At 64.9% G+C, this 16,386-nt stretch carries 15 protein-coding genes and 1 pseudogene; 7 read left to right on the top strand and 9 right to left on the bottom strand.

Going from position 1 to position 16,386, the window contains the following annotated elements:
• The first annotated feature begins 137 nt into the window (after nucleotides 1-137).
• The 5 genes from fliF to flbD are packed head-to-tail and all read left to right on the top strand — an operon-like array spanning nucleotide 138 to nucleotide 5,281.
• Nucleotides 138-1,748, top strand: a complete 1,611-nt coding sequence (gene fliF, locus UNPF46_RS34405) for a flagellar basal-body MS-ring/collar protein FliF (protein WP_142253033.1) — start codon at nucleotides 138-140, stop codon at nucleotides 1,746-1,748.
• 18 nt (nucleotides 1,749-1,766) lie between these two features.
• Nucleotides 1,767-2,864 carry a flagellar motor switch protein FliG gene (gene fliG, locus UNPF46_RS34400; RefSeq protein ID WP_100176407.1) on the top strand — a complete coding sequence of 366 codons (1,098 nt, stop codon included), beginning with the start codon at nucleotides 1,767-1,769 and terminating at the stop codon, nucleotides 2,862-2,864.
• Nucleotides 2,864-3,487, top strand: a complete 624-nt coding sequence (locus UNPF46_RS34395) for a FliH/SctL family protein (RefSeq protein WP_100176408.1) — start codon at nucleotides 2,864-2,866, stop codon at nucleotides 3,485-3,487. The genes fliG and UNPF46_RS34395 overlap by 1 nt, the downstream gene beginning before the upstream one ends.
• A 3-nt stretch (nucleotides 3,488-3,490) precedes the next feature.
• Entirely contained in the window at nucleotides 3,491-3,841 is a 351-nt protein-coding gene (fliN, locus tag UNPF46_RS34390) for a flagellar motor switch protein FliN (RefSeq protein WP_100176409.1), read from the top strand.
• Between the two features lie 54 nt (nucleotides 3,842-3,895).
• Complete coding sequence (flbD, locus tag UNPF46_RS34385) at nucleotides 3,896-5,281, top strand: sigma-54-dependent transcriptional regulator FlbD (protein ID WP_142253032.1); 1,386 nt, start codon at nucleotides 3,896-3,898, stop codon at nucleotides 5,279-5,281.
• A 171-nt stretch (nucleotides 5,282-5,452) separates the two neighbouring features.
• Here the strand turns inward: flbD and UNPF46_RS34380 are convergent, their stop codons facing one another.
• Nucleotides 5,453-5,761 (bottom strand): GIY-YIG nuclease family protein, encoded by a 309-nt coding sequence (locus tag UNPF46_RS34380; protein WP_142253031.1) that lies wholly within the window; start codon nucleotides 5,759-5,761, stop codon nucleotides 5,453-5,455.
• Between the two features lie 362 nt (nucleotides 5,762-6,123).
• Here UNPF46_RS34380 and UNPF46_RS34375 point away from each other — a divergent pair, with 362 nt between their 5' ends.
• Nucleotides 6,124-7,272 carry a M20 family metallopeptidase gene (locus tag UNPF46_RS34375; RefSeq protein WP_142253030.1) on the top strand — a complete coding sequence of 383 codons (1,149 nt, stop codon included), beginning with the start codon at nucleotides 6,124-6,126 and terminating at the stop codon, nucleotides 7,270-7,272.
• A 94-nt stretch (nucleotides 7,273-7,366) separates the two neighbouring features.
• On the opposite strand, the gene UNPF46_RS38045 is transcribed toward UNPF46_RS34375, so the two are convergent.
• From UNPF46_RS38045 to UNPF46_RS34345, 8 genes and pseudogenes are all read right to left on the bottom strand, one after another.
• Nucleotides 7,367-7,525 carry a hypothetical protein gene (locus UNPF46_RS38045; RefSeq protein WP_164718287.1) on the bottom strand — a complete coding sequence of 53 codons (159 nt, stop codon included), beginning with the start codon at nucleotides 7,523-7,525 and terminating at the stop codon, nucleotides 7,367-7,369.
• 86 nt (nucleotides 7,526-7,611) lie between these two features.
• On the bottom strand, nucleotides 7,612-8,193 hold the full coding sequence (locus UNPF46_RS34370; protein WP_142253029.1) for a flavin reductase family protein: 582 nt from the start codon (nucleotides 8,191-8,193) through the stop codon (nucleotides 7,612-7,614).
• Nucleotides 8,194-8,226: 33 nt separating this feature from the next.
• Nucleotides 8,227-8,862 (bottom strand): annotated as a pseudogene (locus UNPF46_RS34365) (ABC transporter ATP-binding protein); the annotation flags it as partial.
• 205 nt (nucleotides 8,863-9,067) lie between these two features.
• A complete protein-coding gene (ssuC, locus tag UNPF46_RS34360) occupies nucleotides 9,068-9,874 on the bottom strand; it encodes an aliphatic sulfonate ABC transporter permease SsuC (RefSeq protein ID WP_100176415.1) in 807 nt (268 codons plus the stop codon).
• Complete coding sequence (ssuD, locus tag UNPF46_RS34355; protein WP_142253027.1) at nucleotides 9,871-11,037, bottom strand: FMNH2-dependent alkanesulfonate monooxygenase; 1,167 nt, start codon at nucleotides 11,035-11,037, stop codon at nucleotides 9,871-9,873. Before ssuD ends, ssuC begins: the two co-directional genes overlap by 4 nt.
• 16 nt (nucleotides 11,038-11,053) lie before the next feature.
• Nucleotides 11,054-11,176, bottom strand: a complete 123-nt coding sequence (locus UNPF46_RS38585; RefSeq protein WP_283811685.1) for a hypothetical protein — start codon at nucleotides 11,174-11,176, stop codon at nucleotides 11,054-11,056.
• 2 nt (nucleotides 11,177-11,178) lie between these two features.
• Entirely contained in the window at nucleotides 11,179-12,129 is a 951-nt protein-coding gene (locus UNPF46_RS34350; protein ID WP_142253026.1) for a sulfonate ABC transporter substrate-binding protein, read from the bottom strand.
• 522 nt (nucleotides 12,130-12,651) lie between these two features.
• Entirely contained in the window at nucleotides 12,652-13,815 is a 1,164-nt protein-coding gene (locus UNPF46_RS34345) for a cytochrome P450 (protein ID WP_142253025.1), read from the bottom strand.
• A 318-nt stretch (nucleotides 13,816-14,133) separates the two neighbouring features.
• On the opposite strand from UNPF46_RS34345, the gene UNPF46_RS38460 reads away from it, so the two are divergent.
• Nucleotides 14,134-16,377 (top strand): phospholipase D-like domain-containing protein, encoded by a 2,244-nt coding sequence (locus UNPF46_RS38460; protein WP_246668804.1) that lies wholly within the window; start codon nucleotides 14,134-14,136, stop codon nucleotides 16,375-16,377.
• Nucleotides 16,378-16,386 lie beyond the last annotated feature (9 nt).

The raw sequence follows: 16,386 nt of genomic DNA, 5'->3' as shown, positions 1-16,386 counted from the left end.
GCGAGGCCGATTTTTTTCATGTTCGCGATTTTGTACGACCTCTTAACCTTCGTTAACCATATCGAAACCATCACCTAGGCAATAATTGCCCAGTCGGCCTTTCCGGTGAAAGCGGCCGAATCTGTTGGGGCGGTTGCTTGCAAGGTCTTGCGGACTTTTTGAAAAGTATCGGAGCCGCCCGGTTCGGGGCGATGCTCGCGGTCACCGCCGCGCTCATCGGCTTTTTCGCGTTCGTCATCATGCGCGTCACCACGCCGCAGATGACGACGCTGTTCACGGACCTCAGCGTCGAGGATTCCTCGAGCATTATCAAGGACCTGGAGCGCCAAGGCATCCAGTTCGAGATCCGCAATGAGGGCTCCATCATCATGGTGCCCAAGGACAAGGTCACGCGCCTCAGAATGAAGCTCGCCGAGGGTGGCCTGCCCAAGGGCGGCGGCGTCGGCTACGAGGTGTTCGACAAATCGGACGCGCTCGGCACCACCTCCTTCGTCCAGAACATCAATCACCTGCGCGCCCTCGAAGGCGAGCTCGCCCGCACCATCCGCGCCATCGACCGCATCCAGGCCGCCCGCGTCCATCTGGTTCTGCCCGAGCGCCCGCTGTTTGCGCGCGAGGCGCCCGAGCCCTCGGCCTCGATCGTGGTCCGCGTCCGCGGCTCGCTGGAAGCCCAGCAGATCCGCGCCATCCGCCACCTCGTCGCCTCCGCCGTCAACGGCCTGAAGCCCCAGCGCGTCTCGATCGTCGACGAGGCCGGCCAGCTGCTCGCCGACGGCGCCCAGAGCGATCCGGACCAGCAGATCGGCGACGAGCGCCGCACCGCCTTCGAGAAGCGGATGCGCAAGCAGGTCGAGGACATCGTCTCCTCCGTGGTCGGCTCGGGCCGCGCCCGCGTCCAGCTCTCCGCCGATTTCGACTTCAACAAGGTCACCCAGACCTCGGACAAGTACGATCCCGAGGGCCGCGTGCTGCGCTCGAGCCAGACCCGCGAAGAGCAGAGCATGACCGCCGACAACAACGGCCAGGTCACGGTCAACAACGAGCTGCCCGGCAACCAGCAGAACAACGGCGTCGCGGCCAAGGACCAGAGCAAGAAGACCGAAGAGACCAACAATTACGAGATCTCCCGCACCACCAAGACCGAAGTGACCGAGGCGGGCCGGGTCAACCGCATCTCGGTCGCGGTGCTGGTCGACGGCATCTACACCAAGAACGACAAGGGCGAGCTCGCCTACACCGACCGCACCAAGGAGCAGCTCGACCGCATCGCGACCCTGGTGCGCTCGGCGATCGGCTTCGACCAGAAGCGCGGCGACCAGGTCGAGGTCGTCAACCTCCGCTTTGCCGACGCCCCCTCCACCGCGCCGATCGCGGAGCCCTCCGGCTTCCTCGGCATGCTGCAGTTCACCAAGGACGACGTCATGTACTTCGTCGAGCTCGGCGTGATGATGCTGCTCGGCCTCGTCGTGCTGTTCCTGGTGATCCGCCCGCTGGTCAAGCGCATCCTCGCCTCCGACGAGGTCGCCGCCGCCATCTCCGGCGTGCTCTCCGGCCCCGCGGCTTCCGAAGAGGCCGCGCCGGCCACCCAGCCGCTGCTGCCGAGCGGCGCCGCCAGCGCGATCGACGTCGCCACCATCCAGGGCCAGGTCCACGCCCAGTCCGTGCACCGCGTCGGCGAACTCGCCGAGCGCAATCCCAACGAAACCGTCGCCATCGTCCGCCAATGGCTGAGCGAATCCGCAAAGTGATACGAGAAGTGATCTGACATGGCCGCCACACTGCAAAACGCCAACAGCAACGACATCACCAGCGTGATCTCCACGCTCGGCCAGCGTGCCAACACCCGCGCCAAGGACGGCAAGACGACCGAGCAATTGGCCGGACCGAAGCGCGCCGCGATCCTGATGCTGGCGCTGGGCGAGCAGTATGGCGGCAAGATCTGGTCGTTGCTCGACGACGACGAGGTGCGCCAGCTCTCGCTGGAGATGTCGACGCTCGGCACCGTCGAGGTCGACACGGTCGAGGATATGCTGCTCGAATTCGTCTCGCGCATGTCGGCATCCGGCGCACTGATGGGCAATTTCGACGCCACCGAACGCCTGCTGCAGCAGTACCTGCCGCCGGAGCGCGTCAACGGCATCATGGACGAGATCCGCGGCCCCGCGGGCCGCAACATGTGGGAAAAGCTCTCCAACGTGCAGGAAGAGGTGCTCGCGAACTATCTCAAGAACGAATACCCGCAGACCATCGCGGTGGTGCTGTCGAAGCTGAAGCCGGAACACGCCGCTCGCGTGCTCGGCATCTTCCCCGAAGACCTCGCGCTCGACGTCGTCAACCGCATGCTGAAGATGGAGGCGGTGCAGAAGGAGGTGATCGAGAGCGTGGAGAAGACGCTGCGCACCGAATTCATGTCCAATCTGTCGCAGACCCGCCGCCGCGACGCCCACGAGGTGATGGCGGAGATCTTCAACAATTTCGACCGCCAGACCGAAACCCGCTTCATCACCTCGCTGGAAGAGGACAACCGCGAATCGGCCGAGCGCATCAAGGCGCTGATGTTCACCTTCGACGACCTCGTGAAGCTCGATTCCGGCTCGGCCCAGACGCTGATGCGCAACGTCGACAAGGACAAGCTCGGCGTCGCGCTCAAGAGCGCCAACGAGGACGTCCGCAACTTCTTCTTCGGCAACATGTCCTCGCGCGCGGCCAAGATGCTCCAGGACGACATGGCGGCGATGGGCCCGGTCCGCCTGCGCGACGTCGACGAGGCCCAGGCGCTGCTGGTCAACCTCGCCAAGGATCTCGCCGCCAAGGGTGAGATCATGCTGACCAAGAACCGCGCCGACGACGAACTGGTGTATTGATGGCAGCTCCCGCCAAATTCCTGTTCGATACCGACTTCGCGGCGCCGGAGCGGACGACGCGCGAGAAGGCCGCAACCGCCGCCGAGATCGCCGCGAGGGTCGCGGAAGCCGAGGCGCGCGCCTATCAGGAAGGCTTTGCCGCCGGCCAGCGCGAAGCCAAAGCCGAGAGCGACCGCCGCGTCGCCCTCGCGATGGAAGAGATCAACATCGGCATCCGCGGCATCGCCGCCGGCATCGGCAACATCGAATCCAAGATGGAAACCGAGGCGGTCGACGTCGCGGTCGCGGTCGCGCGCAAGCTGTGCGCCGATCTGGTCGCCGCCGAGCCGCTCGGCGAGATCGTCGCGCTGGTCAAAGACTGCTTCTCGCATCTGGTCGCCACGCCGCATCTGGTCGTTCGCATCAACGATGCGCTCTACGACGCCGCCCGCGACAAGATCGAGCGGCTCGCCAAGCAGAGCGGCTTCGAGGGCCGGCTGGTGATCCTGGCCGAGCCGGAGATTGCCACCGGCGATTGCCGGATCGAATGGGCCGATGGCGGCGTCGTGCTGGAGCGCGGCGCCATCGCAGCCAAGATCGACGAAATGGTCGGACGCTATATCGCGTCCCGCAGGGGGAGCTAAGCCATGAGCGACACCGACGGACAGGTCCCGCTGCCCGATCTCAACGGCCCGATGCCGCCGACCGGCACGGACGTCGGCTACAACGAGGACGAATATGCGGCGCGCGCCGCCGCCGACCTCGAGGCGGTGTTCGACGTTCCGGTGCAGGTCTCGGCCGTGCTCGGCCGCTCCAAGATGGACGTCAGCGAGCTCCTGAAGCTCGGGCCCGGCACGGTGCTCGAGCTCGACCGGCGCGTCGGCGAGGCCATCGACATCTACGTCAACAACAAGCTGGTCGCCCGCGGCGAAGTCGTCCTGGTCGAGGACAAGCTCGGCGTGACCATGACCGAAATCATCAAGGCCGAACGCAGCTAGCGACATTGCAGGGAATAGCGCGCGGCAGCGCGACCAGACGGACAGGAGACTGACATGCGGCTTCTCATCGTTGGCACATTGAAGGGCCAGCTCACCACCGCCACCAAGATCGCGATGGACAACGGCGCCACCGTGACCCACGCCGAGGACCACGAGCAGGCGATGCGCGTGCTGCGCGGCGGCAAGGGCGCCGACCTCCTGCTGGTCGACGTCGCCCTCGACATCCGCGACCTCGTGATGCGGCTCGAAGCCGAGCACATCCACGCCCCGATCGTCGCCTGCGGCATCACCAACGACGCCCGCGCCGCGGTCGCGGCGATCCATGCCGGCGCCAAGGAATACATCCCGCTGCCGCCCGATCCCGAGCTGATCGCCGCCGTGCTTGCGGCCGTCGCCAACGATTCCCGCGAGCTGATCTATCGCGACGAGGCGATGGCAAAGGTCGTCAAGCTGGCGCAGCAGATCGCGGGCTCCGACGCCTCGGTGATGATCACAGGCGAATCCGGCACCGGCAAGGAAGTGCTGGCCCGCTACGTCCACACCCGCTCGGCGCGCGCCAAGCGTCCCTTCATCTCGATCAACTGCGCCGCGATCCCCGAGCATCTCCTGGAGTCCGAGCTGTTCGGCCACGAGAAGGGCGCCTTCACCGGCGCGATCGCGCGCCGCATCGGCAAGTTCGAGGAGGCCACCGGCGGCACGCTGCTGCTCGACGAAATCTCGGAGATGGACGTCCGCCTGCAGTCGAAATTGCTGCGCGCCATCCAGGAGCGCGTGATCGATCGCGTCGGCGGCACCAAGCCGGTGCCGGTCGATATCCGCATCATCGCAACCTCGAACCGCAACCTGGCAGACGCCGTGCGCGAAGGCACGTTCCGCGAGGACCTGCTGTTCCGCCTCAACGTGGTCAACCTGAAGATCCCGCCGCTGCGCGAGCGTCCCCTCGACATCCTCGAGCTCGCCCAGCATTTCGTGAAGAAGTACGCCGAAGCCAACGGTGTGCCGGTGCGCCCGATCTCGGCGGAAGCGCGCCGCGTGCTCTCCACCAACCGCTGGCAGGGCAACGTCCGCGAGCTCGAAAACACCATGCACCGCTCCGTGCTGATGGCGCAGGGCGACGAGATCGGACCCGACGCGATCCTGACCCCGGACGGCGACCGCCTCGACCTCGCCAAGACCCCGCCGGCCGTGGCGCACGCCACCATGGCCGCCGAGCAGGTGACGCGCGCTCTCGTCGGCCGCACCGTCGCCGACGTCGAACGCGACCTGATCCTGGAGACGCTCAAGCACTGCCTCGGCAACCGGACCCATGCCGCCAACATCCTGGGCATCTCGATCCGCACGCTGCGCAACAAACTCAACGAATATTCCGACGGCGGCATCCCGATCCCGCCGGCGGGCGCACCCGGCGAATATCCGCGGATGCCGATGATGGGCGCGTAAGCGGGACGCCACGCCGGTTGAAAATGCGAATGCCCGGGCTGGTCCCGGGCATTTCCTTGACCATGCGCACCAGCGCTCGCCCCGTCATCCTGAGGTGCGAGCGGCGCGATGCAATCGCATCGCGCCGGGAGCCTCGAAGGATGCACGGCCGAGCCGGCGCGGTATAAACACTCACTTCTTCGATCGAGGTGCTCCCGCACGCCGCTGTGCAAGTTGGCTCACCAATCTCCAATCCGATCGAATGAGCGCTTCCTTCTTGGCGCGGCTCCATCCTTTGAGCTGGCGCTCGGCCGCAACGCCGTCGGTGATCCGATCGAAATGCTCCGCCCAGACGAGGACGACAGGGCGCCTCGAATAAATATATCCCGGATAAGCTCCCGCATTGTGCTCATCGACGCGTTTTGACGTGTCTTCGCCTGTCGCGCTTCCGATGTAGAATGAGCCGTCGGCGCATCTCAGCATATAGACGTAGATGCCCATCACAACATCCTTCGAGGCTCTCCGCGCGGCGCTTCGCCCCGCACGGCTCGCACCTCAGGATGACGGCAGCGCTTGGGTTGTCAAGTTTAATGAAACAACCTCAAGATATATCCCGTCATCCTGAGGCGCGAGCGGCGCGATGCAATCGCATCGCGCCGGGAGCCTCGAAGGATGCACGGCCGAGCTGCACCCCGGCGGAAGGAGCCGGGCCGTCGCCCTTCGAGGCCCGCTTCGCGGGCACCTCAGGGGTGACGATGAAAGGGCTTTGGCTGCTTCGAATGCAAAGGGGGGCCGCATCCGGCGACTAGGTCGCACCTGCACCAGGCCCTATAACCACCCGCGAAAACCACGCGGAGAACCACATGTCTGAAGCTCAAATCACGGACTGGCTGGCGGCGCAGAAGCAGGCGATGATCGATCTGCTCCGCGACGTCGTGAACATCGATTCCGGCTCCTACGACAAGGAAGGCGTCGATGCGGTCGGTGCGCGGTTCGAGCGGCATTTTGCCGAGCACGGCATTCCGTGCCGCCGCGAGGCCAACGCCACCTTCGGCGATGCAATCCATGCCGACGTGGCAAAACCCGGCAGCAACGAAAAACCGGTGCTGTTGATGGGGCATCGCGACACCGTGTTCGGCAAGGGCGAGGCCGGGCGCCGTCCCTTCACCATCAAGGACGGCCGCGCCTACGGACCTGGTGTCGCCGACATGAAGTCCGGCGTCGTGATGAACATCTTCGTCGCGACCGCCTTCCACAAATTCGGCGGCAACCCGCACCCGATCAAGCTCCTGATCACCTCGGACGAGGAGATCGGCTCGCCCTCCTCCCGGCCCGTGATCGAGCGCGAAGGCCGCTCCGCCCGCGCCGTGTTCAACTCCGAGCCGGGCCGCCCCACCGGCAACGTCGTCACGGGGCGCAAGGGCGGCATCTTCATGCACATGACCATCACCGGCAAGGCCGCGCATTCCGGCGCGAATTTCGCCGCAGGCGTCAGCGCGATCGGTGAGCTCGCGCACAAGATCGTGCATATCCACGCGCTGACCGATCTCGACAAGGGCATCACGCTCAATGTCGGCCTGGTCTCGGGCGGCCAGTCCGTCAACACCACGGCGCCCTACGCCGAGGGTCAGATCGACCTGCGCTATGTCGATCCGGCGGATCGAGCGCGGGTGATGGACGCGATCGAGACGATCGTCGCAACGTCTTACGTGCCGGGCACGAGCGCGACGCTGACGATCAAGGGCGAGTTCGTGCCGGTGGTGCAGAGCGCGGAATCCAAGGCGCTATTCGAAGGCTATCAGGCGGCCGCACGGCAGGTCGGCCTCACCACGCTGCAGGGCGAGTTCTCCGGCGGCTGCGCCGATTCCGGCTTCACCGCCGCGGTCGGCACCCCGACCATCTGCGGCCTCGGCCCGGTCGGCGGCCTCGCGCACACGCCGGAGGAATATCTCGAGATCGACAGCATCGTGCCGCGCGCGCAGGCGCTCGCGCTGGCGATTTTGCGGGGGTGACGTCGAGCGTCATTCCGGGGCGATGCGAAGCATCGAACCCGGACTCTCGAGATTCCGGGTTCGCGCTGACGCGCGCCCCGGAATGACGGAGAGGTCACGAATAACTCGGTGCATCCGGCTTGCGGAAGATGTGGATGGGATCGCCGGGGATGATCACGGGCTGGCCCGAGAACATCGCATAGGCGTAGAGCGCGAGATAGGCGATCGCGAGCGCACCGACGGCGTAGAAGGCGAAGGTCGCGATGCGCTTCATCGTTCCGCTCCATGGCGCATCCCGAACGGGACGGCTTCCCGGCTTCTAGAGCGACGAGGCGGAAAAGGCCAGCCTGTGCGCGCCGATCAGACGCTGCGCCGGCTGCGGGCGGGAACGCTGACATCGGCCAGCGTGGCGGCGTCCTCGTCCTGGTCGACCGCCACATACTGGCCGTGCCAATAGGCCAGCGCCGCATTGCGGGTCGACCCCCTGATGTCCCTGACACGGCCGATGACGATGCCGTGCGAGTGGCGCTCCATGATCTCCTCGACTTCGCAATCGAAAGAAGACAGCGCACCGACCAGAAGCGGAACGCCCGAGACCGCCGTCACCCATTCGGCACCCTTGAAACGATCGGGGCCCTTCAAGCCGCCCTTGCCGGCAAAACGTTCGGCGACATCGAGCTGGTCGGCATTGAGGATGTTCACGCCGAAGGCGCCGTGGCGGCGGATCAGGGGGAAGGACGAGGCATCGCGGTTGATGCTGACCAGCAGGGTCGGCGGCTCGACCGACAGCGAGGTCACGGAGGTCACCGTCATGCCGGTGATGTCCTTGCCCCGCCCGGCGGTGATGACGCTGACGCCGCCGGTGAGGTGGCGCATGGCGCCGCGGAAATCGGCGGACGAGACGGGGATTTCAGTCATGAGATCGCGGGGCACTACATTCATGGCATTGCTCCCCGGAGCGGGAGTTCCCTGTATTTAGGTACGATCGTCCGCCGACAACAGGTGGCTCAGGATCGAGCTTTCGAGGCCCGCGAGCTCGACCGAGCCGCGCGCGCGCGGCCTGCCGGCATGAACCACGACGTCATGGGCGATGCGGCCTTCCTCGATCACCAGCACCCGGTCCGCCAGCGCGACCGCCTCGGCGACGTCATGGGTGACCAGGATCGCGGTAAAGCCCTGGTCGCGCCAGACGCGCTCCAGGAGGCGCTGCATCGAGATGCGGGTCAGCGCATCCAGCGCGCCGAGCGGCTCGTCCAAGGCGAGCACGCGCGGACGGGAGACCAGCGCGCGGGCGAGCGCGACGCGCTGCTTCTGGCCGCCCGACAGCACCGACGGCCATTGGTGGCGCTTGTCGGCGAGACCGACCTCGGTCAACGCCCTTTCGGCGCGCGCATCCGCGTCCTGTGATGCGCGGTCCCGGCCGAGGCCGACCTCGACATTGGCGAGCACGCGGGCCCAGGGCAGCAGCCGGGGCTCCTGGAACATCACGCGGATGTCCTCGGGCTTAACATCCTGGCCGAAGCTGATGCTGCCGGCGTCGATCTTGTCGAGGCCCGCGATCAGGCGCAGCAGCGTGCTCTTGCCGCAGCCGCTTTTTCCCACGATGGCGACGAACTGGCCGGCGGGGATGTGCAGATCGATGCCGCGCAGCACCTCGTTGTCGCCGAAGGATTTGCGCAAGCCGCGGATGCTGAGCGGCAGGCCCGTCTCGACCGGCCGCTGCTCGCGCACCACCCGGGCGTGAGGCGCGAAATTGGCGCGGCCGGCGAGCTCGGTTTCGGGAAGGGCCGTCCGAAGGGCTGTCTGCATGTGATTCTCAACGTTTCTGGAAGGCGGGGTGCCAGGAGAGCGTCAAGCGCTCCAGCACACGGGAGGCGCTGTCGGCGAGCTTGCCGAGCAGGGCGTAGATCAGGATCGAGAGCACGACGACGTCGATCAGCATGAACTCGCGCGCCTGCATCGCCATGTAGCCGAGGCCGGAGGACGCCGCGATGGTCTCGGCGACGATCAGGGTCAGCCACATGATGCCGAGCGCGAAGCGGATGCCGACGAAGATCGACGGCAGCGCGCCCGGAAAGATCACGCGGCGAAACAGCTCGCCGTCGGTCATGCCGTAGATGCGGCCCATCTCGATCAGCTGCGGATCGACGGTGCGGATGCCGTGCAGCGTGTTGAGGTAGATCGGAAAGAACACGCCGAGCGCAACCAGAAACAGCTTTGCGCTCTCGTCGATGCCGAACCAGAGGATGACCAGCGGGATCAGCGCCAAATGCGGCACGTTCCGCACCATCTGCAACGTGGTGTCGGTCAGCTTCGCCGAGAGTTGCGACAGGCCGTTGGCGAGGCCGAACGCGAAGCCGATGCTGCCGCCGATCAGAAAGCCGATCGAGGCGCGCCAGAACGAGACCCAGATGTTGCGGACCAGCTCGCCGGACAGCAACAGCTTCCAGCCCGAGAGCACGACGTCGCTCGGCGCCGGCAGCACCCGCGTCGGCACGAAGCCGGTGACGCTGGCAAGCTGCCAGATCGCGATGATGGCGAGCGGCACGATCCACTGGATCAGGCCGTCAATGCGCGGCAGGCGGACGGCGCGCGGACGTGAGATGCTGTCGATCAGGCTCATGACTGCGACACCCGGTGCTGCGGACGAAAATCGTTGCCGACCGTCTCGCCGAAGGGACCGCCGTTGAAGTGCAGCTGGGTCACGTTGCTCGGCTGCTCCAGCGAGAGCAGCGGGAAGACCAGCTCGGCGAAGCGATAGGCCTCCTCCAGATGCGGGTAGCCCGACATGATGAAGGTATCGATGCCGATGTCCTGATACTCCCTGATGCGGGCCGCCACCGTCTGGGCGTCCCCGACCAGCGCCGTGCCGGCACCGCCGCGCACGAGGCCGACACCGGCCCACAGATTCGGGGCGATCTCGAGCTTGTCGCGCTTGCCGCCGTGGAGCTGCGCCATGCGCTGCTGGCCGACGGAATCCATGCGCGCGAAGTTCTTCTGCGCCTTGGCGATGGTGTCATCGTCGACATGCTTGATCAGATCGTTGGCGGCGCGCCAGGCCTCCTCGTTGGTCTCACGGACGATGACATGGAGGCGGATGCCGAAGGAGAGCTTGCGGCCTCGGGCGCTGGCGACCTCCCTCACCTTCGCGATCTTCTCGGCGACCAGCGCCGGCGGCTCGCCCCAGGTCAGGTACTTGTCGACGGTGTCGACGGCGACATCGATGCCGGCGTCCGACGAGCCGCCGAAATAGAGCGGCGGGCGCGGCGACTGCACCGGCGGAAACAGCAGCTTGCCGTCCTCGATATGGATGTGCCTGCCCTCGACATTGACGGTCTTGCCGGCGAGCAGGTCGCTGTAGACGTCGAGGAATTCGCGGGTGACCTCGTAGCGCTCGTCATGGCCGAGGAAGATGCCGTCGCCCTTGTTTTCGACGGGATCGCCGCCGGTGACGACGTTGACGAGCAGCCGCCCGCCCGTGACGCGATCGAGCGTCGCGGCCATGCGCGCAGCTACGCTCGGCGATTGCAGGCCGGGGCGAACGGCGACGAGATAGCGCAGACGCTCGGTGAAGGGCGCGACGCTGGAGGCGACGATCCACGAATCCTCGCAGGAGCGCCCGGTCGGCAACAGCACGCCGTAATAGCCAAGCTGATCGGCGGCCTGCGCGATCTGGCGCAGATAGTTGAAGTTGACCTCGCGGCCGCCGATGCCGCTGCCGAGATAGCGGCCGTCGCCGTGGGTCGGCAGGAACCAGAGGATGTTGGCGTTGGGTTGCTTGCTCATGGATGCACTCGGGCGACTAGCCATAGGAGGTGCCGACGGCGGCGGCGACGATGCCGACCGACAGCATGATCGCTGCGATCAGCCGATGAATGATGCGTCTCATGTCTAGACCTTTTGAAATGGGGAGATTGGTCGGCACGGTCAGGCTGCCGGGTTGCGCCAGACGATGTCGCGGATCTGAATCGGCTTCGGGATCAGGCCGAGCTTGTAAAAGCGATCGGCGACGCCCTGCTGGGTCGCGACGATCTCATCGGTGACGGGGCCGACGACGAAGTTGGCGCGGTCGGCCGCGACGGTCTGGATGTCCAGCGGGACGCCGGTGATCGCGGCGAGCGATCTGGCGACCTCATCGCGGTGCTGCTCGGCCCATCTGCCGGCCGAAGTCGTGACGTCGACGATCTGCCGAAGAATCGACCCATGGTTCTTCGCGAACTCGCGATTGGCGATGTAGAAGGAATTGGTCTTGGTGACCTCGCGCGCATTGATCAGGATGCGGCCGTTCTGCCTGGTCTCGCCGATCGCGAAATAGGGATCCCAGATCGCCCAGGCCTCGATGCTGCCATTGGCAAAGGCCGGGCCCGCATCCGGCGGCGTCAGATAGACCGGGGTGATGTCGGCATAGGTGAGGCCGGCCTTCTCCAGCGTCTGCACCACGATGTTGTGGGCGCTGGAACCCTTGGTGAAGCCGACGCGCTTGCCCTTGAGGCCGGCAATGTCGCGGATCGGCGAATCCTTGGGCACCAGGATGCCCTGGCCGTTGGTGATGGGCTGACCGGCGGCGTAGACGATCGCAGCGCCCGCGGCTTGCGCGAACACCGGCGGGGAATCGCCGACCGCGCCGAAATCGACGCTGCCGACGTTCATCGCTTCCATCATCGGCGGACCCGAGGAGAACTCGATCCATTTCACATTGATGCTCAAGGCTGTGAAATGTTTTTCCAGGGCGGCCTGCTGGCGCGCGATCACCAGCACGCCCGTCTTCTGGTAGCCGATACGAATTTCCTTCACAGCGCCTTGCGCGACCGCAGGCGAAGCAATCGCTGCAGCGGCCGCGGTTCCGATCGACAGCTTGAGAAAGTCACGACGTTGCATTCCACACTCCCGGCCGCGTGCGGCCGTTGCTCATTCACGTGCGGAGAATGATGGTGCGGGTTGCTGAAGCTGTCGAGCCATGCGGAAAAATAGCGATGCGAGCACTGCGTCTGCGGCGGCGCGCATGATTATTCTTTCAAGCGCGGGCGACCATGCAGAGAGAATTTTTTCGCACGCGAATGTGAGAGCCGCACTGGTCGGCCGCGGCAAAGCAAGACACCGGACCTCAAAATGTCGAAAACAACCCCATGCACAGTAGCCGGGGCCTGAGAAAACAATGACTTACGTTTTATCCGAAATTTACCTTGACCCGTCGGGCGAAACAGGAGCGTAATGTCACGATCGGGAGGTGGTGTGACGCGAGGTTCCTCCACCACCTCGCTGTCATTCCCCGCGAAAGCGGGGAATCCAGTACGCCGCGGCCTCTTCGTACCCTCGCGCTGCCTCTGGAATACTGGATCGCCCGCCCCAGTGCGCAAGGGCGCACAAGGCGGGCGATGACACCGCCGTTGTGGCAGGCGCCTACTGCCATCGCACCGGCAGGTTCTGCAGGCCGCGAAACGCCCAGCCGCCGATCCGCACCGGCTCGTCGTCGGCGATCTCGAGCTTCTTGGCGCGGGCGAACACGGTCGGCAGCGCGACGTCGGCGATCATGGCGCGGGAGGCGAAGGCGCCGGCGCAGAAATGCGGGCCGGCGCCGAACGCGACGCTCTTGGAGGTGTCGCGACGGACATCGAATGCGTCGGCGCGCTCGAAGTGTTTCTCGTCACGGTTGGCGGAACCGAACATCAGGAACACACGCTCATCGGACTCGAAGGCGACCTCGCGGATGCTCCACGGCTTGGCGATCCGCCGCGGCGACATGCCGATCGGCGAAATCCAGCGGGCATATTCCTCGAAGGCCTGCAGCCAGGTCACCTCACCGCGCAGAACCAGGTCGAGCTGGTCGGGATGGGTCAGCAGCGCCCATATCGTGCCGGCGATCGCCTTGCGCGGCTCGTTCTGACCGCCGGAGATCGCAAGCTTGACATTGGCACGCACGCTCTCCATCGGCATGCCGGAGGCGAGCAGCACGCCCAAAATGCTCTGGTCGGGATTCCTGCGCATCACCGGCAGGATGTCGTCGATCGCCGCATCGATGCCCGACGTCGCTGCATGGCAGCGCGCCTCGACTGCGGGATCGCCGGCATAATTGGCGATGCCCTCGATCATGCCTTGCGACCACGCGTCCATGTCCTCAAAGCCGATATTGGTGAGGCCGGTGATCGACTTCAGGCACTCGCCGGAGAACGGCAGCGCAAAGTCGCGCATGAAATCGACCCGTCCCGGCGCGATCGCATCGAGGATACGGTCGGCATGGGCCTGGAACTGCGCGGTCCAGTGCACCTTCACCGTCCTCGGCGACACCGTCGGAAACATCGCGCGGCGCTCGACCTGATGCGCCTCGCCGTCCTTGCGCATCATGTTGTGGCCCATCAGCCGGTTCATCAGGCCCGCGGGCTGGTGCGAGGAGAACACGTCGATCTGCTTCTCGGAGATCGAGATGTCGTCGCGGCTGGTCAGCAGCGTCGAGCCGAGCTGCGGCACGAAGGCGATCGGCGCCTCCCTGCGCATTTTGGCGAGCATCGGATAGGGATCGGCCCAGAAGGCTGCAGGGTCGATGTCGACGCGCGGCGCGGTGCTCAAGACGGATTCCCCCGGGTTTGTTGTTTGGCCCACATTAGCGCAATCCGCCGCCGCCTGTCGCTTGCGACGGCGGGAGATGTAGATGAATCCACGCGTATGATGCGGCGGGTTGGCGGGAATACTGGGGACATACGTCGTTGGCGCGGCGCCACTCGCCGACCGAAACTAACCGGGGTTCAGGTTCGTGCACGCGCCAGGAACGTGCGGCGCGGCCCCGGTTCTCAGGATGAGAACACGCAACTTCAGATTGACTATTTTCAACATTGGATTAGCCTGCGTTCCGCGTTTTTGAATTTTCCATTTTAAAGAGTCATTCTCATGAAATTGATCAAGCGCGCCGGCGCGTGGTGCAATGGCGAAGTCGCCTACATCGCCTGGGACGTCGAAAAGGCAATCAAGGGCTGCGTCGGCTTCATGGTGACGCGGGTTCACGAGACCGGCGCAGACAAGGGCAAGCGCCGGATTCTGCCGACGTGGATCGCCTTCACCGATCAGAACAACCCGAACTGGAATGCGCAGGACTCCTCGGTTTGGCCGATCCAGAACTATCACTGGCGCGACCTGACGCTTCGGAAGTCGCGTGACAAGACGAAGGTCCGGCCGATCGATTTCAAGGTCCACTATGAAATCGTCCCCGTGGCGCTCGCCGACCATAGCCAGAAGGAGCTTCCGGCTTCCCCGACCGCGTCGGCAAAGGACGCCCAGGGGCAGCCGAGCTATCTCGGCCCGCATCATCCGCTGGTGGCAATTGGTGATCCTGTCAGGACGAACGCAATCGATGTGACGCACACCTACGGCAAGGGCATCAAGGCGACCTTCACCAACGGTATCCTCTCGACGCAATCCCTTGTCCGGCAATTGGAGAGCGTCCACAAGGCGCCGCCCAAGACCGTGTTGAAAAACGCGGTCACGGGCACGTCGGCCAAGCGCACCAAAGCCGCCGAGCAAAAGGAGACGCATCTCCTCGCGACCCTGAAGGCGGAGATCAAGAACCCCAAATCCGATATCCGAAAATTCCTGATGGGAGACGTCTACGACTTCCTCAGCGACTTGATCGACCGCGCCAGAAGAGACGGCGGACAGGTTTATTTGGCGCTCTATGAACTGCACGACCCGGAGCTGATCGAACTCCTCGTCGACGCAATGAAGTCCAAGCTCATCCACATCATTCTGACGACGGCGGGCAACCTCGATCCCAACCCGAAGGGAACGGACAAGGAGAACCGCAAGCCCGTGATCTGGGATACCGAGAACGACGGTCCCCGGGCGAAGCTGCACAAGGCCGCCGGCAGGGACAAGGATCGCGTGATCGACCGGATGTTCAATTCGTCCGCGAGGATCGGACACAACAAGCTCGCCGTCTATGTGAAGAATGGCAAACCGGCGGCCGTCATGACCGGCAGCACCAACTGGACGGAAACCGGCCTCTGCGCTCAGTCCAACAATTGCATCATCATCGACGATGCGGCCGTCGCCACCGACTATTTCGCCTACTGGAACGCGTTGAAGGACGACAAGCTCGCCAGCCCGCGCACACCGGTTTCCATCACCGTCAAGGGCCAGAAGGTGAGCGGCGCCAAGCCCGACTCCAACAAGCAAGGCGCCAAAATCCGGGCCGCCAACCAGAAGCCACGGAAGGTGCAAAAGCTCTCTTCAGGCACCGCCATGGCCTGGTTCTCCCCCAATACGAGCAAGCCGACGGTGCCGAAGAAGAGCCCCGCCCGGCCGGCCGACCTCAAGGAAATCTATCAGCGGATGGATGACGCCAAGAAGGCGATCTATTTCCTGGTGTTCATGCCGGGCCGTTCCGGCGTGAACAACATCATCGGCAAAGCCGCGGCCATCCAAGGCGCCGGCAAGAACGACGCCGCTACCGAGGCGATCGCCAACGCCGGCGCCGAGGCCGGAAATGATGGCGAGAGCACACGGTTTGCCAATAAGCTGACCTCGATCGCCGCCAAGGGCCGTTTCGTGCTCGGCGCGATCAGTGACCCCAGCGCCCTTCCGAACTACGTGGCGCCCAAGAAAGGCGAGAAAAAGCCACCCGCGAAAAAGGGCGCCATCAAGATGCCGCCGCCAGCGATATGGTGGCCAGGCGGACCGGGAACTCAAGTTGCGATGGTGCGCGCCGCCGCGGTACGCATCCCTTTCGGCAATCTTCGGCCCGAACTCCTCACGGCCGGCCACGCCATCATCCATGACAAGATCATTGTCATCGATCCCTTGGACAAGAAGAACTGCACGGTCATTACCGGCAGTCACAACCTCGGTTACAAGGCGTCCTACTGCAACGACGAGAACTTTCTGATCATCCAAGGAAACATGGACTTGGCAACCTCCTATGCCGTGCATGTGCTGGATCTCTACGAACACTATCTGATGCGCGCGCGGTTGGAGGAGCAGATCCGCAAGGACATTGCCGACGGGAAGCTCACGTCCTATGCGGAAGCCGCCGCACACGTCGTTCCGCACGGATTGCTTTCGCTGACCGACACCTGGCAGAAGAGCAAATTGGAGAGCAAGGGTCTGTCGACCACGTCCTACTTCCTGGACAACACTTAGCTGAATAGC

Origin of the sequence: Bradyrhizobium sp. UNPF46 (genome assembly GCF_006658625.1) — a bacterium.
GTDB lineage: Bacteria > Pseudomonadota > Alphaproteobacteria > Rhizobiales > Xanthobacteraceae > Bradyrhizobium > Bradyrhizobium nitroreducens.
The sequence above is the reverse complement of the archived record's forward strand: the minus strand, read 5'-3'. Positions and strand labels throughout refer to the sequence as shown.

Coding starts and splice junctions, on each gene's coding strand:
- UNPF46_RS34375 (WP_142253030.1), top strand. CDS start 6,124: ATGTCTGAAGCTCAAATCACGGACTGGCTGGCGGCGCAGAAGCAGGCG.
- UNPF46_RS34370 (WP_142253029.1), bottom strand. CDS start 8,193: ATGAATGTAGTGCCCCGCGATCTCATGACTGAAATCCCCGTCTCGTCC.
- UNPF46_RS34395 (WP_100176408.1), top strand. CDS start 2,864: ATGGCAGCTCCCGCCAAATTCCTGTTCGATACCGACTTCGCGGCGCCG.
- UNPF46_RS38045 (WP_164718287.1), bottom strand. CDS start 7,525: ATGAAGCGCATCGCGACCTTCGCCTTCTACGCCGTCGGTGCGCTCGCG.
- ssuD (WP_142253027.1), bottom strand. CDS start 11,037: ATGAGCAAGCAACCCAACGCCAACATCCTCTGGTTCCTGCCGACCCAC.
- fliN (WP_100176409.1), top strand. CDS start 3,491: ATGAGCGACACCGACGGACAGGTCCCGCTGCCCGATCTCAACGGCCCG.
- ssuC (WP_100176415.1), bottom strand. CDS start 9,874: ATGAGCCTGATCGACAGCATCTCACGTCCGCGCGCCGTCCGCCTGCCG.
- fliG (WP_100176407.1), top strand. CDS start 1,767: ATGGCCGCCACACTGCAAAACGCCAACAGCAACGACATCACCAGCGTG.
- UNPF46_RS34350 (WP_142253026.1), bottom strand. CDS start 12,129: ATGCAACGTCGTGACTTTCTCAAGCTGTCGATCGGAACCGCGGCCGCT.
- UNPF46_RS38460 (WP_246668804.1), top strand. CDS start 14,134: ATGAAATTGATCAAGCGCGCCGGCGCGTGGTGCAATGGCGAAGTCGCC.
- flbD (WP_142253032.1), top strand. CDS start 3,896: ATGCGGCTTCTCATCGTTGGCACATTGAAGGGCCAGCTCACCACCGCC.
- UNPF46_RS34380 (WP_142253031.1), bottom strand. CDS start 5,761: ATGGGCATCTACGTCTATATGCTGAGATGCGCCGACGGCTCATTCTAC.